General features: G+C 69.7%; 22 protein-coding genes and 1 pseudogene. 14 read left to right on the top strand and 9 right to left on the bottom strand.

The features are described 5' to 3' along the window. Nucleotides 1–3 precede the first annotated feature (3 nt). Genes ACQPZW_RS01285 through ACQPZW_RS01300 form a run of 4 tightly spaced genes read right to left on the bottom strand, consistent with a single transcriptional unit; the run spans nucleotide 4 to nucleotide 2637 of the window. Complete coding sequence (locus ACQPZW_RS01285) at nucleotides 4–744, bottom strand: ABC transporter permease (RefSeq protein WP_433793019.1); 741 nt, start codon at nucleotides 742–744, stop codon at nucleotides 4–6. Beyond that, nucleotides 741–1622 carry an ABC transporter ATP-binding protein gene (locus tag ACQPZW_RS01290; RefSeq protein WP_433793020.1) on the bottom strand — a complete coding sequence of 294 codons (882 nt, stop codon included), beginning with the start codon at nucleotides 1620–1622 and terminating at the stop codon, nucleotides 741–743. Before ACQPZW_RS01290 ends, ACQPZW_RS01285 begins: the two co-directional genes overlap by 4 nt. Then, complete coding sequence (locus ACQPZW_RS01295) at nucleotides 1619–2008, bottom strand: winged helix-turn-helix domain-containing protein (RefSeq protein ID WP_433793021.1); 390 nt, start codon at nucleotides 2006–2008, stop codon at nucleotides 1619–1621. The genes ACQPZW_RS01290 and ACQPZW_RS01295 overlap by 4 nt, the downstream gene beginning before the upstream one ends. Then, complete coding sequence (locus ACQPZW_RS01300; protein WP_433793022.1) at nucleotides 2005–2637, bottom strand: transporter; 633 nt, start codon at nucleotides 2635–2637, stop codon at nucleotides 2005–2007. The genes ACQPZW_RS01295 and ACQPZW_RS01300 overlap by 4 nt, the downstream gene beginning before the upstream one ends. Before the next feature lie 62 nt (nucleotides 2638–2699). Between ACQPZW_RS01300 and ACQPZW_RS01305 the strand changes: the two genes are divergently transcribed. Further along, the gene (locus tag ACQPZW_RS01305; RefSeq protein WP_433793023.1) at nucleotides 2700–3128 is read left to right on the top strand and encodes a GNAT family N-acetyltransferase; all 429 of its coding nucleotides are present in this window, start codon (nucleotides 2700–2702) and stop codon (nucleotides 3126–3128) included. A 239-nt stretch (nucleotides 3129–3367) separates the two neighbouring features. Here the strand turns inward: ACQPZW_RS01305 and ACQPZW_RS01310 are convergent, their stop codons facing one another. Together ACQPZW_RS01310 and ACQPZW_RS01315 are read right to left on the bottom strand one after the other, a co-directional pair. Further along, the gene (locus ACQPZW_RS01310) at nucleotides 3368–4234 is read right to left on the bottom strand and encodes an LLM class flavin-dependent oxidoreductase (protein ID WP_433793024.1); all 867 of its coding nucleotides are present in this window, start codon (nucleotides 4232–4234) and stop codon (nucleotides 3368–3370) included. Beyond that, nucleotides 4234–6240: a HelD family protein gene (locus ACQPZW_RS01315; RefSeq protein WP_433793025.1), complete on the bottom strand. Its 2007-nt coding sequence runs from the start codon at nucleotides 6238–6240 to the stop codon at nucleotides 4234–4236. The genes ACQPZW_RS01310 and ACQPZW_RS01315 overlap by 1 nt, the downstream gene beginning before the upstream one ends. A 306-nt stretch (nucleotides 6241–6546) precedes the next feature. Here ACQPZW_RS01315 and ACQPZW_RS01320 point away from each other — a divergent pair, with 306 nt between their 5' ends. Both ACQPZW_RS01320 and ACQPZW_RS01325 read left to right on the top strand, forming a co-directional pair. Next, entirely contained in the window at nucleotides 6547–7398 is an 852-nt protein-coding gene (locus ACQPZW_RS01320; RefSeq protein ID WP_433793026.1) for a menaquinone biosynthetic enzyme MqnA/MqnD family protein, read from the top strand. A 77-nt stretch (nucleotides 7399–7475) separates the two neighbouring features. Beyond that, the gene (locus tag ACQPZW_RS01325; RefSeq protein ID WP_433793027.1) at nucleotides 7476–8993 is read left to right on the top strand and encodes a hypothetical protein; all 1518 of its coding nucleotides are present in this window, start codon (nucleotides 7476–7478) and stop codon (nucleotides 8991–8993) included. A gap of 10 nt (nucleotides 8994–9003) precedes the next feature. On the opposite strand, the gene ACQPZW_RS01330 is transcribed toward ACQPZW_RS01325, so the two are convergent. The 3 genes from ACQPZW_RS01330 to ACQPZW_RS01340 all read right to left on the bottom strand — a co-directional run bounded on the left by ACQPZW_RS01330 (nucleotide 9004) and on the right by ACQPZW_RS01340 (nucleotide 13849). Beyond that, nucleotides 9004–9951: an aldo/keto reductase gene (locus ACQPZW_RS01330; RefSeq protein WP_433797375.1), complete on the bottom strand. Its 948-nt coding sequence runs from the start codon at nucleotides 9949–9951 to the stop codon at nucleotides 9004–9006. Between the two features lie 117 nt (nucleotides 9952–10068). Beyond that, entirely contained in the window at nucleotides 10069–10881 is an 813-nt protein-coding gene (locus ACQPZW_RS01335) for an SWIM zinc finger family protein (RefSeq protein ID WP_433793028.1), read from the bottom strand. A 1-nt stretch (nucleotide 10882) separates the two neighbouring features. Continuing rightward, on the bottom strand, nucleotides 10883–13849 hold the full coding sequence (locus ACQPZW_RS01340; RefSeq protein ID WP_433797377.1) for a DEAD/DEAH box helicase: 2967 nt from the start codon (nucleotides 13847–13849) through the stop codon (nucleotides 10883–10885). A gap of 125 nt (nucleotides 13850–13974) precedes the next feature. Between ACQPZW_RS01340 and mqnC the strand changes: the two genes are divergently transcribed. The 11 genes and pseudogenes from mqnC (at nucleotide 13975) to ACQPZW_RS01395 (ending at nucleotide 25732) form a co-directional block, all read left to right on the top strand. Beyond that, nucleotides 13975–15213 carry a cyclic dehypoxanthinyl futalosine synthase gene (gene mqnC / locus ACQPZW_RS01345; protein WP_433793029.1) on the top strand — a complete coding sequence of 413 codons (1239 nt, stop codon included), beginning with the start codon at nucleotides 13975–13977 and terminating at the stop codon, nucleotides 15211–15213. A gap of 247 nt (nucleotides 15214–15460) precedes the next feature. Then, the gene (locus ACQPZW_RS01350; protein WP_433797379.1) at nucleotides 15461–16201 is read left to right on the top strand and encodes a demethylmenaquinone methyltransferase; all 741 of its coding nucleotides are present in this window, start codon (nucleotides 15461–15463) and stop codon (nucleotides 16199–16201) included. Nucleotides 16202–16250: 49 nt separating this feature from the next. Continuing rightward, nucleotides 16251–16511 carry a hypothetical protein gene (locus ACQPZW_RS01355; protein ID WP_433793030.1) on the top strand — a complete coding sequence of 87 codons (261 nt, stop codon included), beginning with the start codon at nucleotides 16251–16253 and terminating at the stop codon, nucleotides 16509–16511. 120 nt (nucleotides 16512–16631) lie between these two features. Next, a complete protein-coding gene (locus ACQPZW_RS01360) occupies nucleotides 16632–17927 on the top strand; it encodes a geranylgeranyl reductase family protein (RefSeq protein ID WP_433793031.1) in 1296 nt (431 codons plus the stop codon). Between the two features lie 91 nt (nucleotides 17928–18018). Beyond that, nucleotides 18019–18384, top strand: a complete 366-nt coding sequence (locus ACQPZW_RS01365) for an NADH-quinone oxidoreductase subunit A (RefSeq protein ID WP_203896409.1) — start codon at nucleotides 18019–18021, stop codon at nucleotides 18382–18384. Nucleotides 18385–18390: 6 nt separating this feature from the next. After that, a complete protein-coding gene (locus tag ACQPZW_RS01370; protein ID WP_433793032.1) occupies nucleotides 18391–19062 on the top strand; it encodes a NuoB/complex I 20 kDa subunit family protein in 672 nt (223 codons plus the stop codon). Beyond that, nucleotides 19059–19766 carry an NADH-quinone oxidoreductase subunit C gene (locus ACQPZW_RS01375; protein WP_433793033.1) on the top strand — a complete coding sequence of 236 codons (708 nt, stop codon included), beginning with the start codon at nucleotides 19059–19061 and terminating at the stop codon, nucleotides 19764–19766. Before ACQPZW_RS01370 ends, ACQPZW_RS01375 begins: the two co-directional genes overlap by 4 nt. Next, nucleotides 19763–21088, top strand: coding sequence for an NADH-quinone oxidoreductase subunit D (locus tag ACQPZW_RS01380; protein WP_433793034.1), 1326 nt, complete (start codon nucleotides 19763–19765; stop codon nucleotides 21086–21088). Before ACQPZW_RS01375 ends, ACQPZW_RS01380 begins: the two co-directional genes overlap by 4 nt. After that, nucleotides 21085–21909 (top strand): annotated as a pseudogene (gene nuoE / locus ACQPZW_RS01385) (NADH-quinone oxidoreductase subunit NuoE); the annotation flags it as partial. The gene ACQPZW_RS01380 and the pseudogene nuoE, both read left to right, overlap by 4 nt. Nucleotides 21910–21917: 8 nt before the next feature. Continuing rightward, entirely contained in the window at nucleotides 21918–23234 is a 1317-nt protein-coding gene (gene nuoF / locus ACQPZW_RS01390) for an NADH-quinone oxidoreductase subunit NuoF (RefSeq protein ID WP_433793035.1), read from the top strand. Beyond that, the gene (locus tag ACQPZW_RS01395) at nucleotides 23234–25732 is read left to right on the top strand and encodes an NADH-quinone oxidoreductase subunit G (RefSeq protein ID WP_433793036.1); all 2499 of its coding nucleotides are present in this window, start codon (nucleotides 23234–23236) and stop codon (nucleotides 25730–25732) included. Before nuoF ends, ACQPZW_RS01395 begins: the two co-directional genes overlap by 1 nt. The last annotated feature ends 3 nt before the right edge of the window (nucleotides 25733–25735 follow it).

The following is a 25735-nucleotide window of genomic DNA, read 5'->3' on the forward strand; positions in this document are numbered from 1 at the left end:
GGGTCAGCCGAACCGGCGGCCCTCGTCCCGGCGGTGCGCCCACACCGCCAGCGCCCCGAACAGCACGGTCCATCCGGCCAGGGCCAGCGTCGCGGTCAGGTCGAACGGGAAGTCGGTGACCGTCGTCCACATGAGCCGGACGGCGCCACCGGTCGGCAGGAACGGCGCGAGATCCTCGATGAACCCGGGTGCGCCACCCGGCGGAGTCAGCAGCCCACCGCCGAACGCCAGCGGCAGGAACAGGATCTGCGCCACCACCAGCGCCGCCTTCTGTGGTAGCGCATAACCGATGGACAGGCCCAGCAGGATGAACGGCACCGCGATCATGGCGCACACCGGGACGGCGGCCAGGAACGCGAGCGGGCTCAGCGTGGCCTCGGTGAACAGGGCGGCGATCAGCACCACCGGCGCCAGCGAGACCACCATCATCAGCAGGCCGGTCAGGATCCGGCCGAGGAACCGGGGCGCCGCGCCGGCGGCGAGCGTCCGCACGAACGGATCCCACGGCTGCGCGCGGTCCTCCGAGACGCCGATACCGTACTGGAAGAGGTTGGTGTTCATGATCGCGAAGGTGGTCATCGAGGCGGTCGCGTAGGTGGCGGCCACCGGATCGTCGCCGGCGAACGGCACCACGAACGCCAGCATCGACGCGGCCGGCCAGAACGCGCTGCCCACCACCGCGATCGGGATGCGGAAGAGCTCGAGCGTCTGGAACTTCGCGTGGGTCAGGACAAGGCTCGTCATCTCTGTTCCTTTCCGGTCAACACGAGGAACGCCTCTTCCAGTGAGGTGGGCCGGACCTCCAGATCGCGGAACGGCACGTTCCGCTCGACCAGCTCACGAACCATGCGGTCCGCGTCCGGTGTGAGGAGATGCAGGCGGTCACCCGCCTGCTCCACGGCCATCAGACCCTCAAGATCAAAATCAGTCAGGGGTACGGGTGAAGTAAGGCTGACCCGGCTCACCTTGATCAGCCCGCGCACCGCCGCCACGCTGTCGTCGGCCAGCACCCGCCCCTCGGCGATCACCACCACCCGCTCCGCGAGAGCCTCGATCTCCTCCAGGTAATGGCTGGTCAGCACCACCGTGCCGCCCTCGGCGTGGAATGCTCGCACCGCCTCCCACAGATCCCGTCGCGCCTCCACGTCGAGACCCGTCGTCGGCTCGTCCAGGAAGACGATCTCCGGCCGGCCGACGAACGCCAGCGCCACCGCGAGACGGCGTTTCTGCCCGCCGGAGAGGCCACCGGTCTGCCGCCGGACCAGGTCACCCAGCCCGAACCGCTCGACCAGCTCGGCCTTCGGCAGGGGATTGCGGAAGTGTGCCCGTACGAAATCGACGACCTCACCGACGCGAAGCGAGGCGGGCAGACCCGTCTCCTGCGGTGTGACGCCCAGCGTGCGCCGGTTGCGCGGATCTCGCGGATCGCCGCCGCACAGCTCCACCCGGCCCGCCGTCGGCCGGCGGTTGCCGGTGAAGAGGCTGACCAGGGTGCTCTTGCCGGCCCCGTTCGGGCCCAGCAGGCCGACCAGCTCGCCGGCCCGGACCTCCAGATCGACCCGGTCGAGCGCGAGCGTCGAGCCGAAGCTCTTCGTGACTCCTTCAGCGCGGGCGTGGATCATGACGGTTCCTCTCCCGGAGTGATCAGGGTGCGCAGGGCGGTGACGTACTCCTCGAAGGCGAACCGGCCGCGCTGCGTGAGGTGCACGAGGGTGGCCGGGGTGCGGCCGCGATGGGTCTTGGTGACCTCGACATATCCGGCCTCCTCCAGCTTGCGGAGGTGCACGGAGAGGTTGCCGGCGGTCATCCGCAGGATCTCCTGCAGCCGTGGGAACGTGATCCGGTCGCCACCGGGCAGCTGGGAGAGGGCGGCCACCACCCGCAGTCGCGCCTGGGCGTGGATCACCGGATCGAGCTCCGGTAGACCGCCGTCGAGGCCGGCCATTCGGCTCTCCGGGCCGGTCCCCGGGTCTTCGGGGGCGGTTGCCGCGTCCTCGCCCGCGGTCATCGGCGCCGCATCCAACCGACGAAGCCCGCCACCAGCAGGCCGCCGCCGCCCGCGACGGCGAGGACGAGTGCGTGCCAACCCGGGCCCCAGAGGACGCCGATGACGTTGACCACGCTGATCCAGGCGCCCAGCACGAACATGTCGCGCACATCCCAGATCGCGCTGCCCGCCATGTAGAGCACACCGACCAGGGCCACCATGCCGCCGCCCCAGAGCAGACCCAGCATCTCGTCGGGCACGTGCTCGCTGACCCGGCCGAAGATGATCGCCAGACTGGTGAAACCGGCCGACCACGAGATGCCGTAGGCGGCGCCCTGCCGACTCGACGGACCGGAGATGTGCCGGCTCGCCCTGGCCCCGACGACGCCGGTGAAGATGCCCGCGGCGATCAGCAGACCGGTCAGGGCGATCAGCGGCAGCCAGTCGGGCATGTCCACGAAGGTCTTGCCGTCGGGGCCGAACCGCAGGAACGACAGCCCGAAACTGATCAGCCAGGTGAGGCCCCACGGCCAATACATCAGCCGTGGATCGGGGGTCACGTGGCGCAAGGTGTTGACCTGCTCGCGCTCGATCAGCCGGAGCGCCTCACCGGGATCCTCGAAGTTCGATTCGTCGTCCGTCGATGTCATGGCTCGACTTTACAACACAAAGTCAAAGAACTTTGTGCCACAAAGTTGACTAGGGTGTCGGCATGGGTGAACTGATCTTGCGCACGGCCTCCGCCGGGGAGCTTCCCGCGGTCCTGGAGTTCTGGCAGATCGCGGCCGAGAACGAGAGCCGTCCGCCGGACACCTCCGACGCTGTTCTCGCCATGTTCCGGCGCGATCCGGACGCGCTGATCCTGGCCGTCGACGGCACCGAGATCGTCGGGACGATCATCGCGGGCTGGGACGGCTGGCGCTGCCACCTCTACCGGCTCGCGGTCGCCCCGTGGCGTCGACGGGAAGGCGTCGGCGGCCTGTTGATCGCCGCCGCCGAGGAGCGGTTCCGGTCGTTCGGCGGGACCCGTGCCGACGCCATGGTCCTCGACGACAACCCGGCAGCGCACGGGATCTGGGCCGTTCACGGCTACCGCCGTCAGGCCGGGTGGTCCCGCTGGGTGAAGCCCCTGGCGGGATGACCCCGGTGGTCGGCGACGGCTCGCGGATTCCGGAGCCGCCCCGCCCGATCATCATGAGGCGTGTGAGCCGCTGGACGGGTCGGCCCCACCCGGAGGGGCCCGGGACGGCACCGCGGATCGGTTATCCACAGCCTGCTAGCTCGGGCTGTGGATAACGCGGCGACACGGGCCGCCGCCGCTGATCCGCGCTGATCCGCTCGCCGCCGACCCGTCGCTGCCGGTGTCCGAAATCGAATGGTCTATCGGCCGAGTGCCTTGAGCGCGGCCACCGCCTGACCCAGGTGGTCGTCGCCGAACGGCCGGAGGATCACCGTGTCCGCGCCGCCGTCGGTGAGAACCCGTACCCCGGCCGGCACCTCCGACGCCGGGCCGATCAGCCCGAACACCTCCTCCACCGGCACCCCGAGGAACCCGGCCTGACCGGTCAGCGCCGTCGTCCGGATCGCCGCGGCCCGCTCCGGATCGTCCTCGACGTGCAGGAACGCGAACGTGATGATCTCGTGGTCGTCACCCGCGCCGCCCCGGCGGATGTGCCCGATGGCCTCCTCGATCTGGGCCGGCTGCAGGCCCTCGACCAGGATCGTGCCGTCGGCCACCCGGCCGGACAGCTCCAGCGACTTCGGCCGGACCACACCGGTCACGATCGGCGGGACGACCGCGGGCGGGTGCACCAGTTTGATGTTCTCCAGGTGCACCTCGCGGCCGTCCAGGTCCACCGTCTCGCCGTGGAGCAGGCCGCGGATCGCCACGATGCTCTCCTCCAGCAGCGACAGCGGCGACTTCGGCGCATTGCCTATCCGGCGCATCCAGTCACCCACGCCGTGACCGATTCCGGCCACGAGACGGCCGGGGTGGACCCGGGCCAGCGTGGCGATCTCCATGGCGTACACCGCGGGGCTCCGGAAGGGCGCCGGTGCGATGCCGATGCCGACGCGCAGGCGGGTGGTGGCGGCCAGGGCCAGGGCGGCGGCGCTGACGCCACCGTTCCAGCCGAGGTCCTCCACCACCCACAGATCGTCGGCGCCGGCCGCCTCCAGGGCGACCGCGAAGTCTACGAGCTCCTCGGGGGCGCGGTTACAGTCGAACATGACTCCGATTCGGGACATCACGCGAGCGTAAGCGCCTCCGGCAGCGGCTTCGAGTGCAATACCGAAAGGCGGCTGACCGCCCTGGTCAGGACCACGTAGAGGCGGTTCAGGCCCTTCTGCTCGGCGGCCACGATGTCGGCCGGCTCGTGCACGATGACGTGGTCGTACTCCAGGCCCTTGACGATCGTGGCCGGCACCACCAGGACCCGCGCCGGATTGTCGACGTCGTCCGGTGTCGCGTGCTCGATGCCGGCGGCGTCCAGGTGGGCACGGAGCCGGTCGACCGCGGCGTCGGCCGCGATCACCGCCACCGAGCCCTCGTGCGCCAGCGCGGCGGTCACCTCGGCCACCGTCCGCGCGTCCAGGTCGGCGGCCTCGGGCACGCCGATGACGGCCAGATCACCGTCACGGCGCAACGACACGGCCTCCGGCACATTCACCCCGAGCGCCGGCAGAAGGCGGTTGGCCAGGGCCACCACTGCCTCCGGTACGCGGAACCCGACCGTCAGCGGCACCACCGAGGCATCCGGTTTGCCCAGGTGAAGGAGGATGTCACGCCAATCGGTCGTCGCCCACGGGGCGGTGCCCTGCGCCAGGTCACCGAGCAGCGTGATCGACCCGTGCTCGCTGCGCCGGGCGATCGCGCGGGCCTGCATGGGGGACAGGTCCTGCGCCTCGTCCACCACCACGTGACCGAAGCTGATCTCCCGGTCCAGAAGTCCCGCGGCCTCGTCGAGGAGGACCAGGTCGGCCGCGCTGAACCGGGCCGACTTCACCGTCTTCGGCGGCTTCACCCAGCGGATCGTGTCGCGCTCCTCCTCGGTGAACACGTCACCGGCCAGCTCCGGCTCGGTCAGCAACGCCACCACCAGCGACTCCGGGGTCACCGCCGGCCAGGTCGCCTCCATGAACTCCGTCACCGGCCCGATCCTGCTCATCCGCCGCAGCCACGACTCGCCCGGAGAGTTCCCGGTCCGGTACTCCGACTGGCGCTGGAGCAGGCCCACCACCCGGGCTCGCACCCGCTCCCGGCCCACCGCGTACGGCAGGCCCTTCCGCCGGGCCTCGTCGACGATCCGTCGCAGCGGTTCCACGTCGATGCGCCAGCGGTAGGAGCCGTCCGAGACCATGATCGGGTCGGCGGGCTCGGTGATCCGGTTCCACAGTGCCCGGTGGAGAGCCTTCGCCATCCGTACGTCATGTTTGAGAGCGGTGGCGGCGGCCGAGTCGCCTGCCTTGACCGGCGCCCGGCCGACCAGCTCGTCCAGTGTCGCCTGGAGCACCTCCACCTCGCCGAGTGTCGGCAGCACCGCCGAGATGTAGGAGAGGAACGCCGTGTTCGGTCCGACGATCAGGACCTTCGACTTGCGCAGCCGCTCCCGGTGCAAATAGAGCAGGTAGGCGGCCCGGTGCAGGCCGACCGCCGTCTTGCCGGTGCCGGGCGCGCCCTGCACGCAGATCGAGTCGGCCAGGTCGGCCCGGACCAGCTCGTCCTGTTCCGGCTGGATCGTCGCGACGATGTCACGCATCGGCCCGACGCGTGGCCGCTCGATCTCGGACGTCAGGATGCGGCTGCTCGTGCCCAGCTCCTCACCGCGGTCCAGGTGCTCGTCCTCGAAGCTGGTCAGCTCCCCCTTGACGAACCCGAACCGCCGGCGGGTGCTGATGTGCTGCGGGTCGCGGACGCTGGCCTGGTAGAACGACCGCGACAGCGGCGCCCGCCAGTCCAGCACCATCGGCTCGCCGGCGTCGTCGGTGACGTGCCGCCGCCCGATGTGGAACCGCTCCTCCTCGATCTCTAGTTTTCCGAAGAAGAGCGGGGTGTCCGGGTCGTCGGCCAGCTCCTTGACCCGGCGGGCCATGTGCCGGCCGAGCTGCTCGGCGGTGTAGGAGTCCCCGGCGACCCGGTCACCGGTGGAGAAGAGCGCCTGGGCCCGGTCCCGCATCCGGCGCAACGCGGCCCGGGAGCTCGTCAGATGGTTGCGTTCGGCGGAGAGCTCGGCGTCCAGATCGGTAGTTGTCACAGATCGTCCTCGAAGGTTGAACGAGCTGCTCGCGTATCCGAGAGGACGGGTCGGCCGTCCCTACGGCGCGGGGGACGTCCGGTGCGGTGCATGCTCACCACGGCCGTCAAGCGGCCCTAAACGATACGCCCTCCACCGCCTCCGTCCACCGAATTAGCCTCGCGCGCTCCGACCGTTGGAGGTCGCGGCCGAGCAGATGCCCGACGAGGCGCAAGGTCGCCTGAGTCTTGGCCGCGGGGTGCGATTTCAGCCACGTGCGGTGCCGGAGACCAGCATGCGGGACGGGACGGGGGATAACGTCGCAGCATGAGCGACAGCGTCCGTCGGCCCCGGGTCGGGCATATCCAGTTCCTCAACTGCCTGCCCATCTACTGGGGGCTGATGCGGTCGGGCGCCCTCCTCGACGTCGATCTCCACAAGGACACGCCCGAGCGGCTCAGCGCCGGCCTCGTCGCCGGTGATCTGGACATCGGGCCGATCACCCTCGTCGAGTATCTGCGGCATGCCGACGAGTTGCTGCTGCTCCCGGATCTGGCGGTCGGCAGCGACGGACCGGTCCTCTCGGTCAATCTGATCTCCACCCGGCCGCCGGCCGAGCTGGACGGGCGGCCGGTGGCGCTGGGCTCCACGTCACGGACCGGCGTGATGCTGGCGCAGATGCTCCTCTCCGAGCGATATGGCGCGGAGCCCGAGTATTTCCGCTGCCCACCCGACCTGTCCCAGATGCTCATGGAGGCGGACGCCGGTGTGCTGATCGGCGACCCGGCGCTCCGGGCGATGTATGAGGCGCCAGGCAAGGGCCTGCTGGTGATCGATCTGGCGGAGGCGTGGAAGGAGTGGACCGGCCTGCCGATGGTCTTCGCGGTCTGGGCGGTGCGCAAGGATTTCGCGGCCGCGCACCCGGGGCTGGTCAAGGATGTGCACGAGGCCTTCCAGCGGTCTCGTGACCTGTGCCTGGGCGAGCTGGACGAGGTGGCGGAGGCGGCGGCCCGATGGGAGCCGTTCGACGCGGCGACCCTGGCCAACTATTTCCGGGCGCTCGACTTCTCGCTGGGGGAGCAGCAGATCGCCGGGGTCCGGGAGTTCGCCCGGCGTGCGGCGGATCGTGGCGAAGTGCCGGCTCTGCCCGCCGGTGGGCCGGAATTCGCCGACGTTTGATCTTGGATGGCGGGCGGCCTTAGGATCCGCGGACTCGCCGGCCGAACACCCTGGGCCGGCTCTGGACCCCGAAGTCGGTGACGATGCTGTTACGCACCCGTTTTGCCCTGGCCGGGGCCGCCTCCGTGCTGGCCGTCGGCGGTCTCGCCCTCCCGGCGCGGGCCGCTGACGGCACGGGCGCGTTCGACTACGTCGGCATCCTCAGCCCGGAGACGGTGACCGTCATCAACGGTCAGTCGAAGACGGTGAGGTTCGACCTCTACAACCTCGGCGACGGCGCGGTGAAGGACGTGCGGCTCAGCTTCGGCAGCGCGTCGGAGCCGATCAGCGCCGACCTCGGGTTCACCGCGCCGGCCGGCTGTGCCGCGAACGTCTGCGAGATCGGCGACCTGAAGCCGGGGCAGCGGCGCAGCGTCAAGTTCACGCTGAAGCCGACCACCGGTGGAACGGCCGATCCGGCGGGGACCATCGCGCTGGCCACGTCGATCGAGGGCCAGGCCAGCGACCGGTCGTTGATCACCGTGCTGCGGACCGACAAGGGTGGTGTCGACATCGAGGTCGACGGCATCGCCGACATGAGTCTGAGCCCGGGTGCCTCGGCCGAGGTGCCGGTGGCGATCCGCAACAGCGGCAACCGGGACGTCTCAGCGCTCGGCCTGGTGGTTCTCGCCCCGCGCGGGCTGGACCTGGCGCTGGACTACCGCAACTGCGAGCCGGACCCGGAGATCGGCGGATTCGTCTGTGTCTTCAACGACACGCTGGCCGCCGGTGGAGCCTTCACCCTGCCGGAGACCACCCCGCTGCGGGTGAAGGTGCCGGCGGGTGCGGCCGGGCCCTTCGACTATCCGGTCTTCGTGGCGGCGGTCGGCCTCACCGACAAGTTCGTGTTCGACTTCGCGAAGCGGACCGCCGGCGCGGCCGGTAAGGAGTTGAAGCTGGAGTCCGCCGCGTCCGTGTCGGCCAAGGAGCCGGAGGCCGTCGAGGACCTCAACGAGGACGACAACTTCACCGAGTTCGCGGTCTCCGTGCCGAAGACTCTCGCGGACGGCGCCGCGGTCGGTGGGGTGTTCAAGGGTGCCGTCGGCGACATCGCCACGGTCAAGGTCGGCGTGCACAACCGTGGGCCGTCCGCGACCATCCCGCTGTCCCAGACCACCGTGCAGTACGCGCACGTCCGAATGCCCACCGGTGTCGCCCTGACCGAGCTCGACGATCGATGCCTGCCGGGCAGCTCGATGGACGACATCGACGAGTCGGCCACCGACCTGTCCGAGGTCACCGAGCTGGTCTGCATCATCGTGGAGAGCGTGCCGGACGACGGCCGCTACCTGTTCCCGCTCACTGCCGAGATCCTGGACGCGACCGAGCACAAGGCCGGATCCGTGCAGGTCAAGGGCAGTGTGCAGGACACGAAGGGTGGCAACGACAAGGCGGCCCTGACGGTCGAGCTGACCGCGGGCGGCGTGGGCGGCGGGCTGCCGATCACCGGCGCCCCGGCCGGACTGATCGCCGGCGGGGGCGCTGCCCTGCTGGCGGCGGGCCTGATCGCCTACCGTCTGGCCCGCCGCCGGAGGATCGTCACGGTCGTGGAGTAGCAGGAGCAGGTCAGCCGTTCAGCAGGGTGTCGAGCGCGGCCACGTCGGCCGCGCTCAGCCGCCAGACGCCGGCCGCCGCGTTCGCATGGACCTGCTCGGCCGTGGTGGCGCCGGCGATCACACTGGTCACGCCCGGCTGGGCGGCGAGGCCGGCGACGGCCACCTCGAGCAGGCTGCGATCACGCTCGGCCCCGAACGCGGTCAGCGCCTCGATGGTGTCCCAGTCGGCCCGGGCCAGCCAGGACGCGTACCGCTCGTTGGCCATCCGGGTGCCGGCCGGCGGCTGCTCGTCCCGCCGGTACTTGCCGGTGAGCAGGCCCGACTCGAGCGGGAAGAACGGCAGGAAGCCGAGCCCGAACCGCTCGCACGCCGGGATCACCTCGGACTCGACACTGCGCTCCAGCAGGCTGTACTGATTCTGCGCGCTGATGAACCGGGTCAGGTTGCCGCTGCGGGCGACCCAGTCGGCGTCGGCGATCTGCCAGCCGGAGAAGTTGGAGTTGCCCAGGTAGCGGACCTTCCCGGAGCGGACCAGGTCGTCGAGCGCGGTCAGCGTCTCGTCGATCGGGGTGGCCGGGTCGGGCGTGTGCAGCTGGTAGAGGTCGATGTGGTCGGTCTCCAGACGGCGCAGCGACGCCTCGACCGCCCGCACGATGTAGCGCCGGGACCCACGGGCCCCGAAGTCGCGCCCGTTGAGGCCCTCCATGTCCATGCCGAACTTGGTGGCCAGCACCACCTCGTCGCGACGGCCCTTGAGGGCGGCGCCGAGCAACTGCTCCGACGACCCGTGCGGGGTGCCGTAGATGTCGGCGGTGTCGAACAGGTTGATCCCGGCGTCGAGGGCCGCGTCGACCACCTCGCGGGTGCCGTCGGCGTCGAGTTTGCGGCCGAAGTTGTTGCAGCCGATCCCGACCACGGACACCACCAGACCCGAGTCGCCCAGGCGCCGGTAGGTCATCTCGCTCATGAACCACTCCTGTAGCTAGTTGTCGATGAACACGCCTGGTAGCGTGACGTAACGCTGCGTCCATCGTGGACTAACCCACGATCGGTCCACGGTGGACGCGGCTCTTCATCATTCCTCGCCGGAAACGGCCAGGTCACGGTAGTGCGGCCGGAGCACGTCGGTGAGCGGCACATGGCGTACCTTCACCGGCGGCGCGTCGAGGGCCCGCAGCAGCAGCTCCGGCGGGGTCATCCCGCGGGCCGGTCGCTCGCGCAGCCGGCCCAGGCTGATCGCCGGCGACCAGAAATCGGCCAGCCGGGCGTCCAATGGCTCGTCCTCGACGGCCAGCGGGTCGATCACGTCCGACGGCTCGGGGGTGCCGCGCAGTGCGTCGAGCAGCTCGTCCCGGCCGCGGCCACGCCACGCCAGCACCAGGAACGGGTCGTCGTCGAACGCCTCTGCCAGCACGTAGAGCACCGCCGACCCGTGCTTGCAGGGCACACCCCAGTCCGGGCAGTTGCAGTCGATGTCGAGCCGCTCCGGGAAGAGCGGGGAGCCCAGCTCGGAGAAGAGGTCGACGATCTCGTGCGGCATCTCGCCGGCCAGCAGGGCCGCACGGTAGAGCGCCCGCGCGCCGAGTTGCTCGGTGATCGAATCCCACAGGGCCTCGTCGAAATGACTGATCCGCACGGTGACCTGGTAGGGAGTCGACCGGGAGCCCTGCACCCTGGCCTTGACCTGCCCGGGCGCCAGGGCGAAGTCGATGACCTGGCCCTTCCTGGCGTAGCTCCGGCCACGAGCGAGACGGCCCGGGTCGCAGACCTCCTCCAGGACGTCGACGAACCGGCGCGACCACCACTGCTCGCCGATCTTGCCGCGCTTGGACCGGACGGCCAGACCGCCGTCCACCTCGATCGGGCGGCCGTGCTCGAAGAAGGCCATCTCAGCGCACCGCCCCCGGGTCCAGCGAGAACAGCTCCCGGAGCTGGTCGGTGCTCAGGTCGGTGATCCACTCCTCGCCGGTCCCGACGACCGAGGAGGCGAGCGCCTTCTTCCGCTCGATCATCGCGTCGATCTTCTCCTCCAGCGTCCCGGTGCAGATGAACTTGCGGACCTGCACGTTGCGCGACTGCCCGATCCGGAAGGCCCGGTCGGTGGCCTGGTCCTCGACGGCCGGGTTCCACCACCGGTCGAAGTGGACGACGTGATTGGCGGCGGTCAGGTTGAGCCCGGTGCCGGCCGCCTTGAGCGACAGCAGGAACAGCATCGGCTCGTCGGCCGTCTGGAAGCGCTCGACCAGCTCGTCCCGTCGGACCTTGCTCAGGCCGCCGTGCAGCCAGAGCACCGGGCGCTCGGTGTGCGCGGCGAGGTAGGGCTGCAGCAGCGAGCCCCACTCGGCGTACTGGGTGAAGATCAGGGCCTTGTCGCCGTCCTCGATGATCTCGTCGGCCAGCTCCTCCAACCGGGCCAGCTTGCCGGACCGGCCGGGCAGCCGGGAGGCGTCCTTGAGCAGGTGGGCCGGATGGTTGCAGACCTGCTTGAGCTTCATCATCGCGGCCAGCACGTTGCCGCGGCGCTGAATGCCCTCGCTGCTCTCGATCTCGGCCATCATGTCCTCGACCACCGCCTGGTAGAGGGTGGCCTGCTCGGGCGTGAGCGTGCACCACACCTTCATCTCGTTCTTCTCCGGAAGGTCCGAGATGATGCTCTTGTCGGTCTTGAGACGGCGCAGCACGAACGGTCCGGTAGCCCGTTTCAGGGCGGCGGTGGCGTCCTCGTCCTGCCGGCTCTCGATCGGCTCCTGGAACCGGCGGCGGAACCGTTTCGCCGGCCCGAGCAGCCCGGGATTGCAGAAATCCATGATCGACCAGAGCTCGGCGAGATGGTTCTCCACCGGCGTGCCGGTCAGGGCGACGCGGGTACGCGCCGGGATGGCCCGGACCGCCTGCGACTGCCGCGTCCCGCTGTTCTTGATCGCCTGAGCCTCGTCACAGACCACCCTGCTCCACGTCACAGTGCGTAGCGTCTCGAGGTCACGCAGCGCAGTCCCGTAGGTGGTGATCACCAGGTCCGCCCCGGCCACCGCCTCGTCGAACTCCTCGCCGCGCATCCGGGTGCCGCCGTGGTGCACATAGACCCGCAGTCCCGGCGCGAACCGCCCGGCCTCCTTGAACCAGTTGGTGACCAGCGACATCGGGCAGACCAGCAGCGTCTTCGCGCCCCCGTCGGTGAGCAGCAGCGACAACGTCTGCGCGGTCTTGCCCAGACCCATGTCGTCAGCGAGGATCCCGCCCAGACCGAGACGGCCGAGAAAGGTCAACCACGACAGGCCCCTCTCCTGGTACGGCCGGAGCACCCCCTGGAATCCGGCCGGAGTGGGCATCGGGCTCAGCCGCTCGGCAGCCTGCCCGGAGAGCAGGTCACCGAGATCGCCGTCGGCGTCCACCTCGACCAGCGGCAGATCCTCGTCGCCGCCCTCGACCACCTGTTGCAGCAGCTCACCCGCGGTCATCTCGCCCTCGCGCCGCTGCCCGACCGCCTTGAGCGCCGCCTTGAGCTGCCGGTCGTCGAGCTCCACCCACTGCCCGCGCACCCGCACCATCGGAACCTTGAGCCGGGCCAGCTCGGCCAGCTCCTCGGCGCTCACCACGCTGTCGCCGATCACCAGGTCGAGCCGGAAGTCGACCAGCTGCTCCAGCCCGAACCCGGAGTCCGCCGCGGCCCGGCCAACGCTGGTCTTCGACTTCGTGCGGGTGGTCATCTTCAGGCCCACCGCCTTGCGCCCGGCCCACGCCGGCAGTTGCACCCCGAACCCGGCGGCCTGCAGCAGCGGGGCGGCCTGGCGCAGGAACTCGTACGCCTCGGAGGTACTGAGAGTCATCGCGGCCGGGCGCTGCTCGAGCAGTGCCACGTGCAGTAACGGGAACAGCCGAACCGCCCGGCCCAGGCCGGCGAGCAGGGTCTCGTCGGGCCGCCGGGGCAGCCCGGGGAAGCGCGCGCCGTCCCACAGATCCTCGGCCGGCAGGTAGAGGGCCGGGTCCTCGGCGGACTGGAGGGCGAACTCCATCGCCCACTCGTCGGTCTCCGGCGCCGGCTCGATCAACCGGAAGCTGACCCGGATCGGGCCGTGCGCCTCGTTCGCCGCGCGCATCCAGTCGTCGAGAGCCCGGCGCAGGTCACGGACGTCGGCGTCGGCCGCGCCGGGCAGGGCCGGATCACCGGTGAGAGCAGCGAGCCACCGGTCCGGCAGGGCGGCTTTCGGCCCGGGGCGCTGGCCGACCATGAGACGGTCCGGCAGGACGGCCCGGGCCGCGCTGTCGAGCATCCACTCCAGGGCGTCGCGCACCGTACGCCCGAGGGGTTGCCCTTCGCCGAAGGCCCGGACCACCGGTGGCATGCCGGCCGCGAAGTCCCGGAAGGAGGCCGTGTCGCCGCCGGTCAGCACCGGGCGCCAGCGAGCCGCCGGCACCCCGCCCTCGATCACCAGCTGCGGAAGCATCCGGCCGCGCCGGGCCAGGTCGCACGCATATCCGGCGAGCAGGCTCAGGTATCGCAGCGACGATCCGGCGACCCACGAGCCGTCCGGATCGGGCTCGGCGAGCGCCCCGAGGACCGCGAGTGCCTCGTGACCGGGCACGGTCAGCGCCGGGACCGTCCAGGCGCCGAGCCGGACGCCCCGGGCCGTCGAGTCGAGGCCGGTCTCCGGCGACGGCAGCGGGCCCCGGGCGGTCCCGGGCAGGGTGAGCTGCACCGGTCCGGCGATCGCGCCGGGAAGCTCGGGCAGGTCGGTGGTCGCGAACGGATGCGGCCGGGATCTGGCCCGCGAGGTCGTGCCCGGCGACAGGCCGGGATCCTCGGCCCAGACGAACAGCCCGCGGCCGGGCACCCACCCACCGTGCACGACGAGCACTCGCACCCCCTGAAAGACGGGAGCGAACCCCCCGGAACGACCCGTCGAGCCTATCCGCCGGCAGGGACCACCCCGGTGACCCTCGCCGCTGACGGTTGACGCCGGCTGGACGTACGCTTCAGATCGTGACCGCGAATCCGGAGATCGACAGCATCCTGCAGCGCGGCGCCGACGGTGGGCGGATCACGCCCGAGGAGGCGCTGCTGCTCTACACGGAGGCCCCGTTCCACGCGCTGGGCGAGGCGGCCGACGCGGTCCGGCGCCGGCGTCATCCGGAGGGCATCGTCACCTACCTGATCGACCGCAACATCAACTACACGAACGTCTGTGTGACGGCGTGCAAGTTCTGCGCGTTCTTCCGGGCCCCCAAGCACAACGAAGGCTGGGCACACCCGACCGAGGAGATCCTGCGCCGGGCCGGTGAGGCGGTCGACCTGGGCGCGACCCAGGTGATGCTCCAGGGTGGCCACCACCCCGACTTCGGGGTGGAGTATTACGAGAATCTCTTCTCCTCGGTCAAGCAGGCGTTCCCGCAGCTGGCGATCCACTCGATCGGCCCGAGCGAGATCCTGCACATGGCCAAGGTCGACGGTGTCTCCATCGAGGAGGCGGTGATCCGGATCAAGGCGGCCGGGCTCGACTCGATCGCCGGCGCCGGTGCCGAGATGCTTCCGGACCGTCCGCGCAAGGCGATCGCCCCGCTCAAGGAGAGCGGCGCCCGCTGGCTGGAGGTCATGACGATCGCCCACCGGCACGGCCTCTCCTCGACCGCGACCATGATGATGGGTACGGGTGAGACCAACGCCGAGCGCATCGAGCACATCCGGATGATCCGTGACGTGCAGGACCTGGCCGTGGCCAACGGCTACTCCGACGTGCCGGTCGAGCAGTCGCACGAAGTCGGTGGCTTCCGGGCGTTCATCCCCTGGACCTACCAGCCGGAGAACAACCACCTCAAGGGCCGCACCCAGGCCACCACGATGGAGTATCTGCGTTTCATCGCGGTCTCCCGGCTCTTCTTCGACAACGTGTCCCACCTGCAGGCGTCGTGGCTGACCACCGGCAAGGACGTCGGCCAGCTGTCGCTGCACATGGGCGTCGACGACCTCGGCTCGATCATGCTGGAGGAGAACGTGATCTCCTCGGCCGGCGCCAAACACCGGTCGAACCTCCAGGAGCTGATCTCGATGATCCGCACCGCCGACCGCATCCCGGCCTGGCGTGACACCTGGTATAGGCATCTCGCCGTGCACCACACGCCTGCCGACGACCCGACCGACGACCGTGTGGTCTCGCATTTCTCGTCGATCGCGCTGCCCGGCGGCGGAGTGCGCAAACAGCTCCCACTGGTCGAGGCCTCCTAGGCTGAACCAGTCCGTTCGGGGGTGGCAGTCGTCCGTTCGGCCAGGTTCGGATCGTCGGACCGGTGATGCTGGGTTGCTCCTTCGTAACGAGCCCGCCGGTTGGCTGTACCGGGTCCTTTCCGCTGGTTACGTTGCCTGTGTAAGGCACCGGAACACTTATACGTCGCCTGCCGCGGTCAGCGTGGGTGACGAGCAGTCGGACCCGACCGATGGCGGTCGTATATATAACGCACAAGGCACGGGCGGGATGGGTGACCATCCCGCCCGTTCTGTTATCTGGCAGGCTTGCCTGGTGACGCGCGCAGATCTGGACAAGCAGCCGCACGAGGTCGCCGAGATGTTCGACGGCGTGGCGAATCGGTACGACCTCACCAACACCGTCATCTCCTTCGGGCAGGACCGGGGGTGGCGACGGTCCACCCGGGCGGCCCTGGGGTTGCGGCCGGGCGAGCGGGTCCTGGACGTCGGCGCCGGCACCGGGGTGTCGACGGAGGAGTTGAGCCGGTCGGGCGCGTTCGCGGTCGGCGCGGACATCTCGGTGGGCATGTTGCGGGCCGGCCGCCGGGTGCGGGCCGAGGTGCCGCTGCTGGCCGGTGACGCGCTGCGGTTGCCGTTCGCGGATGCCACCTTCGACGCCGTGACGATCTCCTTCGCGCTGCGCAACGTGGTGGACACCGGGGCCGCACTGCGGGAGTTCGCGCGGGTGACCCGCCCGGGCGGGCGTCTGGTGGTGTGCGAGTTCAGCCACCCGGTCAACGGGCCCTTCCGGACCATGTACCTGCAGTATCTGATGCGGTCGCTGCCGGCGGTGGCGCGTGCGGTGGCGAGCAACCCGGAGGCGTATGTCTACCTCGCCGAGTCCATCCGGGCCTGGCCCGACCAGCAGGGCCTGGCGACCCGGATCGCCGAGGCGGGACCGTGGGACCGGGTCGGCTGGCGCAACCTGACCGGCGGCATCGTGGCGCTCCACCGGGCCACTAGGGTGTAAAAAACGTATTTCGCCGACAACGCGGTGAATGCGCTGTTTTGCTCGGTTCATGACTGATATCGGGCATCTCGACGACACGGACATCGACCTGGCCATCGACGAGGGTGAGGCGGGTGAGCGTCGTGCCACCGAGCTGGCCACCCGGCTCCGGGCGGTCGCGGCGCAGGACCCCGATCTCGCCCAGGATCTCGTCGAAGGGCTGATCGTGGCCCTCGACCGGGCGATGGGCGGGACCATCCGCGAGCATCTCGACGGTCCGGCGCTCGGTGTGGCGGACAGGGTCCTCCAGGTGCCTGAGCAGGGACGTTAGTGCTGTCGAAACAATTAGGCGAACCTAAGCGCAAAGATCTTCGATTGTCGGCCTAGACTCCGATCGAGGCATGCTTGTGAACTAATTCACGAGCGTCCCGGGTGAGACGGAGGTTGGACCGTGAACGACCACGTACCGAGTGGGCCCGTCACCGACGAGGCGGACGTGATCGTGGTCGGAGCGGGCCCGGGCGGTTCCGCGGCGGCGTACCATCTGGCTCGGCACGGCGTCCGGGTCCTGCTCCTGGAGAAGACCGAGTTCCCCCGCGAGAAGGTCTGCGGCGACGGTCTGACCCCGCGCGCGGTCCGCCAGCTCATCCGGATGGGCATCGACACCTCCGAGAAGGCCGGCTGGCTGCAGAACCGGGGCCTGCGGGTGATCGGCGGCGGCGTCCGGCTCGAGCTGGACTGGCCCGAGCTGGCCAGCTTTCCCAACTACGGCCTCGTCCGTACCCGGATGGACTTCGACGACATGCTTGCTCAGCGCGCGGTCGAGGCCGGCGCCCTGCTGCGGACCGGGGTCAACGTCACAGGCCCGGTGCAGAACGCCGACGGGTATGTGATCGGTGTCGAGGCCAAGCTAGGCGCCGATCGGGAGCCGGTTCAGTACCGTGCGCCGCTGGTGATCACCGCGGACGGCGTCTCCGGGAAGTTCCCGCTTGCCCTGGGTCTGGCCAAGCGTGACGACCGCCCGCTCGGCGTGGCGGTCCGGCGGTATTACCACTCGGCGGTGAAGGCCGACGACGACTACCTGGAGTCATGGCTGGAGCTGCGCAGCGCGCAGGACCCGGCACGGCTCCTCCCCGGGTACGGCTGGATCTTCGGGCTGGGTGACGGCCGGGTGAACGTGGGCCTCGGCATCCTCAACTCCTCCGACGCGTTCGGCAAGACGAACTACCGGCACCTGCTCACCGACTGGCTCGGCAGCACCCCCGAGGAGTGGGGCCTGCGCGACGAGGCCAACGCGGACGGCCCGACTCTGGGCGCCGCGCTGCCGATGGGCTTCAACCGGGTGCCGCACTACACCCGCGGCGTGCTGCTGGTCGGTGACTCCGGCGGCATGGTCAATCCGATGAACGGCGAGGGCATCGCCTACGCGATGGAGTCCGGCGAGATGGCCGCCGAGGTGGCGGTGCAGGCTCTGGCCCGCCCGTTCGGCCCCGAGCGGGAGCGGGCTCTCCAGGCGTACCCCGCCGAGTTGAGTCTCCGATTCGGTGGGTATTACCGGATCGGCGGGATCTTCGTGAAGCTGATCGGCAATCCGCAGATCATGCGGTTGGCCACCAAATACGGCATGCCGCAGCCGCTGCTCATGAAGTTCGTCCTCAAGCTCCTGGCCAACCTCACCGACCCCCGGGGCGGCGACGCCATGGATCGCATCATCAACGGTTTGACCAAGGTGGCGCCCTCCGTCTGACCTCAAATCAGGCAAATCAGGCACCCCGACCAAAGGACAGCACAACCACAGTAACTAGTGTGAAGCGGCTAACAGTCGTACGGGAGTAGAAATGACGATCAACCCTTATGTCCCGATCGTCGGGTTGCTGATTCTAGGCGCCCTGTTCGCGTTGTTCTCGGTGTCCGTCGCCCCCATCGTCGGGCCGAAGCGCTTCAACCGCGCGAAACTCGACGCTTATGAGTGCGGAATCGAGCCGGCGCCACAACCGATCGGTGGCGGGCGGTTTCCGGTGAAGTTCTACCTGACCGCCATGCTCTTCATCATCTTCGACATCGAGACCATCTTCCTGTACCCGTGGGCCGTCTCCTTCGACATGCTCGGCCTGTTCGGGTTCGTGGAGATGGTCCTGTTCATCCTCACCGTCTTCATCGCCTACGCGTATGTGTGGCGGCGTGGCGGCCTCAACTGGGACTGATGTGACATGGGAATCGAAGAGAAACTCCCGGCAGGCATCCTGCTGACGAGCGTCGAGAAACTGTCCAACTACGCTCGGAAGTCGTCGTTCTGGGGCGCCACGTTCGGCCTCGCCTGCTGCGCCATCGAGATGATGGCCTCCGGTGGTCCCCACTACGACCTCGGTCGCTGGGGGATGGAGGTGTTCCGCGCCTCGCCCCGTCAGGCCGACCTGATGATCGTGGCGGGCCGGGTCAGCCAGAAGATGGCCCCGGTGGTCCGGCAGATCTACGACCAGATGCCCGAACCGCGATCGGTGATCTCGATGGGTGTCTGTGCGTCGTCCGGCGGGATGTTCAACAACTACGCGATCGTCCAGGGTGTCGACCACATCATTCCGGTCGACGTCTACCTCCCGGGCTGCCCACCGCGCCCGGAGATGCTGATCGACGCGATCCTCAAGATGCGCGAGAAGGTCATGGCGGCACCGCTCGGCCCCAACGGCCGGAAGATGCTCGAAGCTCGGCAGGCCGAGGGCCGAGTTCCGGTCGTCGCTCCGGGAGCCATGCCGTCGTCCTACCGCGCGGACAAGGTCCGTCGTGAGGAATGGACCCAGGCCGTCAAAGAGGGACGCGAAGAGCAATTGCGGATCGAGAACTGGATGAAGCTTCAGCCGCATTTGCGGGAGGCTCACAAATGAGTATTGAGCCCGGAACTCAGGGTAGTGTCCCGGCGGGCGCCGAATTGGGTGCTCCGGCACAGACGCCGCCCAGCCCGGATAAGGGCATGTTCGGCGTCAAGGGGACCGGAGACGTTTCCGGCTTCGGTCGCCTGGTCCGCCCCCGGCCTGCTGTTTTTGACAGCCCACGGCCTTACGGCGAATATTTCGACGACGTCTATGACGCGTTGGAAGAAGCTTATCCGGCCCTCTCCGAAGCTATCGAGAAGGTGGTCGTAGATAGGGCCGAACTCACACTCCACGTACGTGCCGAGCACATCGCCGAGGTGTGTCAGGTAATGCGTGACGACGCCTCGTTGCGGTTCGAGCTCTGTTCCTCGGTTGATGCGGTCGACTATCTGGGCACCGACGAGCGCCGTTTCCACGTCGCTTATCAATTGACTTCGATGACCTATCGCCGCCGGGTGCGGCTCGAGGTCGCGGTGGCCGAGGGCGTCACCATTCCGAGCGTCACCCAGGTCTACCCGACCGCCGACTGGCAGGAGCGGGAGGTCTACGACATGTTCGGCGTCGTCTTCGCCGGGCATCCGAACCTCACCCGCATCCTCATGCCGGACGACTGGGAGGGCCACCCCCAGCGCAAGGACTACCCGCTCGGCGGCGTGCCCGTCGAGTACAAGGGCGCCGAGATTCCGCCTCCCGACCAGCGGAGGGTCTACCAGTGACCACATCTGAGTACGCAGCCGAGCGCGAGACGACCGAGGGCCGGGTCTTCACCGTCACCGGTGGCGACTGGGACAGCATCACGTCCAGCGTCGACCCGCTCAGCAACGAGAAGATCGTCGTCAACATGGGTCCGCAGCACCCGTCGACACACGGCGTGCTCCGGCTCGTGCTGGAGCTCGAGGGCGAGACGGTCACCGAGTGCCGTCCGGTCGTTGGTTACCTGCACACCGGGATCGAGAAGAACCTCGAATACCGGAACTGGACGCAGGGCGTCACCTTCGTGACCCGCATGGACTACCTCGCGAACATGTCGAACGAGACGGCCTACTGCCTCGCGGTGGAGAAGCTGCTCGGCGTCACCGATCAGATCACCGAGCGCACCAACACGATCCGCGTGATGTTCATGGAGCTCCAGCGGATCGCCTCGCACCTGGTCTGGCTCGCGACCACGGGCATGGAGCTGGGCGCGATCTCGATGATGCTGTACGGCTTCCGCGAGCGGGAGTACATCCTCGACATCTTCGAGGAGACCTCCGGCCTGCGGATGAACAACGGCTACATCCGGCCCGGCGGCCTCGCGCAGGACGTGCCGGAGTCCGCGATCCGCAAGATCCGCGACTTCCTCAAGTACCTGCCGAAGAAGCTCAAGGAGTACGAGGACATGCTGTCCGGCCAGATCATCTGGCAGCAGCGGACCCAGGGCGTCGCCGTGCTGGACGTGACCGGGTGCCTCGCGCTCGGCATCACCGGCCCGGTGCTCCGCTCGGCCGGCCTGCCCTGGGACCTGCGCAAGACCATGCCGTACTGCGGTTACGAGAACTACGAGTTCGACGTGCCGACCGCGACCACCGCCGACGTCTGGGGCCGCTACCTGGTCCGGATGGCCGAGATCCGGGAGTCGTTGAAGATCGTCGAGCAGGCCCTGGACCGGCTCAAGCCCGGGCCGATCTGGATCGAGGACAAGAAGATCGCCTGGCCGTCGCAGCTCGCGCTCGGTCTCGACGGGCTCGGGAACTCCCTCGAACACGTCGCCAAGATCATGGGTCAGTCGATGGAGTCGCTGATCCACCACTTCAAGCTCGTCACCGAGGGCTTCCGGGTGCCGCCCGGTCAAGTCTATGTAGCGGTCGAGCACCCGCGTGGCGAACTCGGCGTGCACGCGGTCTCCGACGGTGGCACCCACCCTTACCGGGTGCACTACCGCGAGCCGAGCTTCGTGAACCTCCAGGCCATCCCGGCGATGGCCGAGGGTGCCCTGCTGGCCGATGTGATCGCCGGCGGCGCTTCGCTGGATCCCGTGATGGGTGGGTGTGACCGATGACGACGGTGGAATTCTCGCCGGCCGCCGAACCGCTGGCGGCGAAGCTGCTGGAACCGGCCAGGGAGATCCTGGCCCGGTACCCGGCCGGCCGGGAGCGCTCGGCGCTACTGCCGCTGCTGCATCTGGTGCAGACGGAGGAGGGCTTCGTCAGCCCGAACGGGGTGGCCTTCTGCGCCGAGGTCCTCGGCATCAACAAGGCCCAGGTGGGGGCGGTCGCGACCTTCTACACCATGTACAAGCGCCGGCCCACCGGCGAGTACCTGGTCAGCGTCTGCACCAACACCCTCTGCAACGTCATGGGCGGCCAGGAGGTGTACGACGGACTGGTCGAGCACCTCGGAGTCGGCCACGGCGAGACCTCGGCCGACGGCAAGATCACGCTGGAGCACGCCGAGTGCCTCGCGGCCTGCGACTACGCCCCGGTGGTGACGGTCAACTACGACTTCACCGTCGACCAGGCGACGCCGGAGAGCGCTGTCGAGCTGGTGGAGAACCTGCGTCAGGGCCGGGACCAGGTCCCCACCCGGGGCGCGCGGATCTGCTCGCTCAAGGAGATGCAATACCAGCTGGCCGGTTTCGCCGACCCGCGGGACGGAGCGGTCGCCGACGGGGTGGCCGGAGCGCCGACCCTGCGCGGTGTGCGGCTCGCCCAGGAGCACGGCGTGGCGGTGGCCGGGTTCGACCCGGACACCCCCATCACCAAGACCAAGCCGCTGCCCAAGGACCAGGTGACCAGCAAGGCCGAGGCGGCCGGCGTGGCCGCCAACAAGCCGGCCTCGGACGCCAAGCCCGCCGGTGACGCCCGCCCGAGTGGTGGGGAGGGAGCGAAGTGACACAGCCTCGACAGGAGGTCCTCCAGAAGCTCACCCCGGTCCTGACCAAGCGCTGGCTGTCGCCGGACGCCTGGCAGATCGGGGTCTACGAGCGGCTCGACGGCTACCTCGCGTTGCGCAAGGCGCTGGACGTGCACCCGGACGACCTGATCCAGCTGGTCAAGGACTCCGGCCTGCGCGGCCGCGGCGGCGCGGGCTTCCCGACCGGTCTCAAGTGGGGCTTCATCCCGCAGGGCGACGGCAAACCGCACTACCTGGTGATCAACGCCGACGAGGGCGAGCCGGGCACCTGCAAGGACCTGCCGTTGATGACCTACGACCCGCACTCGCTGATCGAGGGCGCGATCATCGCCTCCTACGCGATCCGCGCGAACCGGGCGTTCATCTACATCCGCGGTGAGGCGGTGCACGCCGCGCGGCGGCTGCGCAACGCGGTCCAGGAGGCGTACGCCAAGGGGTACCTCGGGAAGAACATCCTGGGCTCGGGATTCGACCTCGACCTGGTCGTCCACAGCGGCGCCGGCGCGTACATCTGTGGTGAGGAGACCGCCCTGCTGGACTCCCTCGAAGGGTTCCGTGGGCAGCCACGTCTCCGGCCGCCGTTCCCGGCCATCGCCGGGCTGTACGCCAGCCCGACCGTGGTCAACAACGTCGGCACCATCGCCAGCGTGCCCTACATCGTGCTGGGCGGCGCGGACTGGTGGAAGAGCATGGGCACGGAGAAGTCGTCCGGCCCGATGATCTACTCACTGTCCGGCCGGGTGGTCAATCCCGGTCAGTACGAGTGCGGCCTCGGCATCACCCTGCGCGAGCTGATCGAGCTGGCCGGGGGCATGCAGCCCGGTCACGAGCTGAAGTTCTGGACGCCGGGTGGCTCGTCGACGCCGCTGCTGACCGCCGAGCACATCGACACCCCGATGGACTTCGAGGGTGTGGCGGCGGCCGGGTCGATCCTCGGCACCACGGCGATGCAGATCTTCTCCGACCAGGACTGCCCGGTCTACAACACGTGGCGGTGGCTGGAGTTCTACCACCACGAGTCGTGCGGCAAGTGCACCCCGTGCCGGGAGGGCAACTACTGGATGGTGCGCACCTACCGGCGGATCCTCGCCGGTCACGGCACCGTCAAGGACCTGGACACCCTGCAGGACACCGCCGACAACATCTTCGGCCGGTCCTTCTGCGGCCTCGGCGACGGCGCGGCGACGCCGGTCGTGTCGACGCTCAAGTGGTTCCGGGACGACTACCTCGGCTACATCGAGGGCCGCACCGCCCCGCGGCTCTCCGAGAAGTCCCTCGTAGGAGCGCACTGATGACGGACGTTCAGAAGAGGGCCGACCAGGTCACTCTGATCATCGACGGGGTCGAGGTGACCGCGGACAAGGGCGAGCTGCTCATCCGCGTCGCCGAGCGGATGGGAACCGCCATCCCGCGGTTCTGCGACCACCCGCTGCTCGCCCCGGCCGGCGCCTGCCGGCAGTGCCTCGTCGAGGTGGAGGGCCAGCGCAAGCCGGTCGCCTCCTGCACCCAGACGGTCGCCGAGGGCATGGTGGTCAAGACCCAGCTCACCTCGCCGGTCGCCGCCAAGGCGCAGGCCGGCGTCATGGAGCTGCTCCTGATCAATCACCCGCTCGACTGCCCCACCTGCGACAAGGGCGGCGAATGCCCGTTGCAGAACCAGGCGATGAGCACCGGACGGGCGGACTCGCGCTTCAAAGAGGAGAAGCGGGAGTACGAGAAGCCGATCCACATCTCCAGCCAGGTCCTCCTCGACCGCGAGCGGTGTGTGCTGTGTCAGCGGTGCACCCGGTTCTCCGAGGAGATCGCCGGTGACAAGTTCATCGACCTGATGGACCGGTCGTCCGGCGAGCAGATCAACGTCTACCGCGACGACTTCTTCGGTGGCACGGGCACCGGCGACGGGCAGGTCGGCGAGGGCGAGGGCGACGTCGCGTTCAACTCGTACTTCTCCGGCAACACCATCCAGATCTGCCCGGTCGGCGCGCTGACCGGCGAGCAGTACCGTTTCCGGGCCCGCCCGTTCGACCTGGTCTCCACGCCGAGCGCCTGCGAGCACTGCGCCTCCGGCTGCTCGCAGCGCACCGACCACCGGCGCGGGAAGGTGCTGCGCCGGCTGGCCGGCGACGACCCGGCGGTGAACGAGGAGTGGAACTGCGACAAGGGCCGCTGGGGCTTCCGCTACGCCACCGCCACCGACCGCATCCTCAACCCGCTGGTCCGTGACACCAAGACCGGTGAGCTGCGGGAGGCCTCCTGGAGCGAGGCCCTGCTCGCGGCGGCCGAAGGGCTCGGGGCCGCGCGGGAGCGTGGCGTGGGAGTCCTGCCCGGCGGCCGGCTCACGGTCGAGGACGCGTACGCCTACGCGAAGTTCGCCCGGACCGTCCTCGGCACCAACGACGTCGACTTCCGGGCCCGGCCGCTTCGCGCGACCGGCTCGCCGGTGACCACGACCGAGGAGGCCGACTTCCTGGCCGCCGCGGTCGCCGGGATCACCGAGGTGACGTACGAGCAGGTGGAGAACGCGCCGTCGGTGGTGCTCGCGGGACTGGAGCCGGAGGAGGAGTCACCGATCCTCTTCCTGCGCCTCCGTAAGGGCCACATCCGCCGGAAGCTCCAGGTGACGGCTGTCTCGGCGTACCTCTCCCGTGGTCTGGAGAAGCTCGGCGCCGCGCTCGTCGCGGCAGTCCCCGGTGACGAGGCGCACATCCTCGCGTCCGACACCGCGGTGGCCGAGGCCCTCGGCGCACCCGGCGCCCTGCTCATCGTCGGGGAGCGCCTGGCCACCGCGCCCGGCGCGCTCAGCGCGGCCGCCGACCTGGCCGCCCGCACCGGCGCGAAGCTCGCGTGGGTTCCCCGCCGGGCCGGTGACCGCGGCGCGATCGACGCCGGCTGTCTGCCGAACCTGCTGCCCGGCGGCCGTCCGGTCGACGACGACGCGGCCCGCGCCGCGCTGTCGCTGGCCTGGAAGGTCGACGCCGGAGTGCTGCCCGGCACGCCCGGCCGCGACACCGACCGGATCATCGCGGCCGCCGCGGACGGTTCCCTCGGCGCCCTGCTGGTCGGCGGTGTGGACCCGGCCGACCTGGCCGACCCGACGCTGGCCGAGAGCGCGCTGGACACGGTTCCGTTCCTGGTCAGCCTGGAGATGCGGCAGAGCGCCGTGACCCGGCGGGCCGACGTGGTCCTGCCGATCGCGCCGGCCGTGGAGAAGGCCGGCACGTACATGGACTGGGAGGGCCGGCTCCGGTCGTTCGGCGCGGTGCTCAAGAGCACCGCGATGACCGACGGCCGGGTGCTCGAGGCGATCGCCGCCCTGCTCGACGTCACCCTGAACACCGGGGACGTCAACACGGTCCGGCGTGAGCTGGGCGGCCTGCCCGGCAGCACGCTGCCGAACCCGGTCCGGCCGAGCGTCCGCGCGGCCCGCGCCGCGCAGCCGGCCGAGAACCAGGCGGTCCTCGCCACCTGGCACCAGCTGATCGACCTGGGTTCGATGCTCGACGGCGACCAGGTGCTGGCCGGCACCGCCCGGCCGCCGGTCGCCCGGATCGGCAAGGACCTGGCCGAGTCGCTCGGCCTCGCCGACGGTGACCTGGTCACGGTCGGTACCGAGCGGGGCTCCATCACGCTGCCGGCCGCGATCACCGATCTGCCGCCGCGGGTGGTGTGGCTGCCGACGAACTCGCCGGGCTCGACGGTCCGGCGCAGTCTGGGCGTCACCGCCGGCGCGGTGGTCACCCTGACGGCCGGTGTCCCCGGCCCGATCCTGGCCGAGGAAGTGGCGCGATGACCT

The sequence above is a fragment of the Actinoplanes sp. CA-252034 genome, from assembly GCF_050956125.1.
Classification (GTDB): domain Bacteria; phylum Actinomycetota; class Actinomycetes; order Mycobacteriales; family Micromonosporaceae; genus Actinoplanes.

What these genes read in the sequence shown, in the direction of transcription:
- ACQPZW_RS01320 (WP_433793026.1), top strand. Translation starts at nt 6,547, where the DNA reads ATGAGCGACAGCGTCCGTCGGCCCCGGGTCGGGCATATCCAGTTCCTC.
- ACQPZW_RS01285 (WP_433793019.1), bottom strand. Translation starts at nt 744, where the DNA reads ATGACGAGCCTTGTCCTGACCCACGCGAAGTTCCAGACGCTCGAGCTC.
- ACQPZW_RS01375 (WP_433793033.1), top strand. Translation starts at nt 19,059, where the DNA reads ATGAGTATTGAGCCCGGAACTCAGGGTAGTGTCCCGGCGGGCGCCGAA.
- ACQPZW_RS01310 (WP_433793024.1), bottom strand. Translation starts at nt 4,234, where the DNA reads ATGTCCCGAATCGGAGTCATGTTCGACTGTAACCGCGCCCCCGAGGAG.
- ACQPZW_RS01295 (WP_433793021.1), bottom strand. Translation starts at nt 2,008, where the DNA reads ATGACCGCGGGCGAGGACGCGGCAACCGCCCCCGAAGACCCGGGGACC.
- ACQPZW_RS01370 (WP_433793032.1), top strand. Translation starts at nt 18,391, where the DNA reads ATGGGAATCGAAGAGAAACTCCCGGCAGGCATCCTGCTGACGAGCGTC.
- ACQPZW_RS01335 (WP_433793028.1), bottom strand. Translation starts at nt 10,881, where the DNA reads ATGGCCTTCTTCGAGCACGGCCGCCCGATCGAGGTGGACGGCGGTCTG.
- ACQPZW_RS01355 (WP_433793030.1), top strand. Translation starts at nt 16,251, where the DNA reads ATGACTGATATCGGGCATCTCGACGACACGGACATCGACCTGGCCATC.
- ACQPZW_RS01330 (WP_433797375.1), bottom strand. Translation starts at nt 9,951, where the DNA reads ATGACCTACCGGCGCCTGGGCGACTCGGGTCTGGTGGTGTCCGTGGTC.
- ACQPZW_RS01395 (WP_433793036.1), top strand. Translation starts at nt 23,234, where the DNA reads ATGACGGACGTTCAGAAGAGGGCCGACCAGGTCACTCTGATCATCGAC.
- ACQPZW_RS01350 (WP_433797379.1), top strand. Translation starts at nt 15,461, where the DNA reads ATGGGTGACCATCCCGCCCGTTCTGTTATCTGGCAGGCTTGCCTGGTG.
- ACQPZW_RS01365 (WP_203896409.1), top strand. Translation starts at nt 18,019, where the DNA reads ATGACGATCAACCCTTATGTCCCGATCGTCGGGTTGCTGATTCTAGGC.
- ACQPZW_RS01290 (WP_433793020.1), bottom strand. Translation starts at nt 1,622, where the DNA reads ATGATCCACGCCCGCGCTGAAGGAGTCACGAAGAGCTTCGGCTCGACG.
- ACQPZW_RS01300 (WP_433793022.1), bottom strand. Translation starts at nt 2,637, where the DNA reads ATGACATCGACGGACGACGAATCGAACTTCGAGGATCCCGGTGAGGCG.
- ACQPZW_RS01305 (WP_433793023.1), top strand. Translation starts at nt 2,700, where the DNA reads ATGGGTGAACTGATCTTGCGCACGGCCTCCGCCGGGGAGCTTCCCGCG.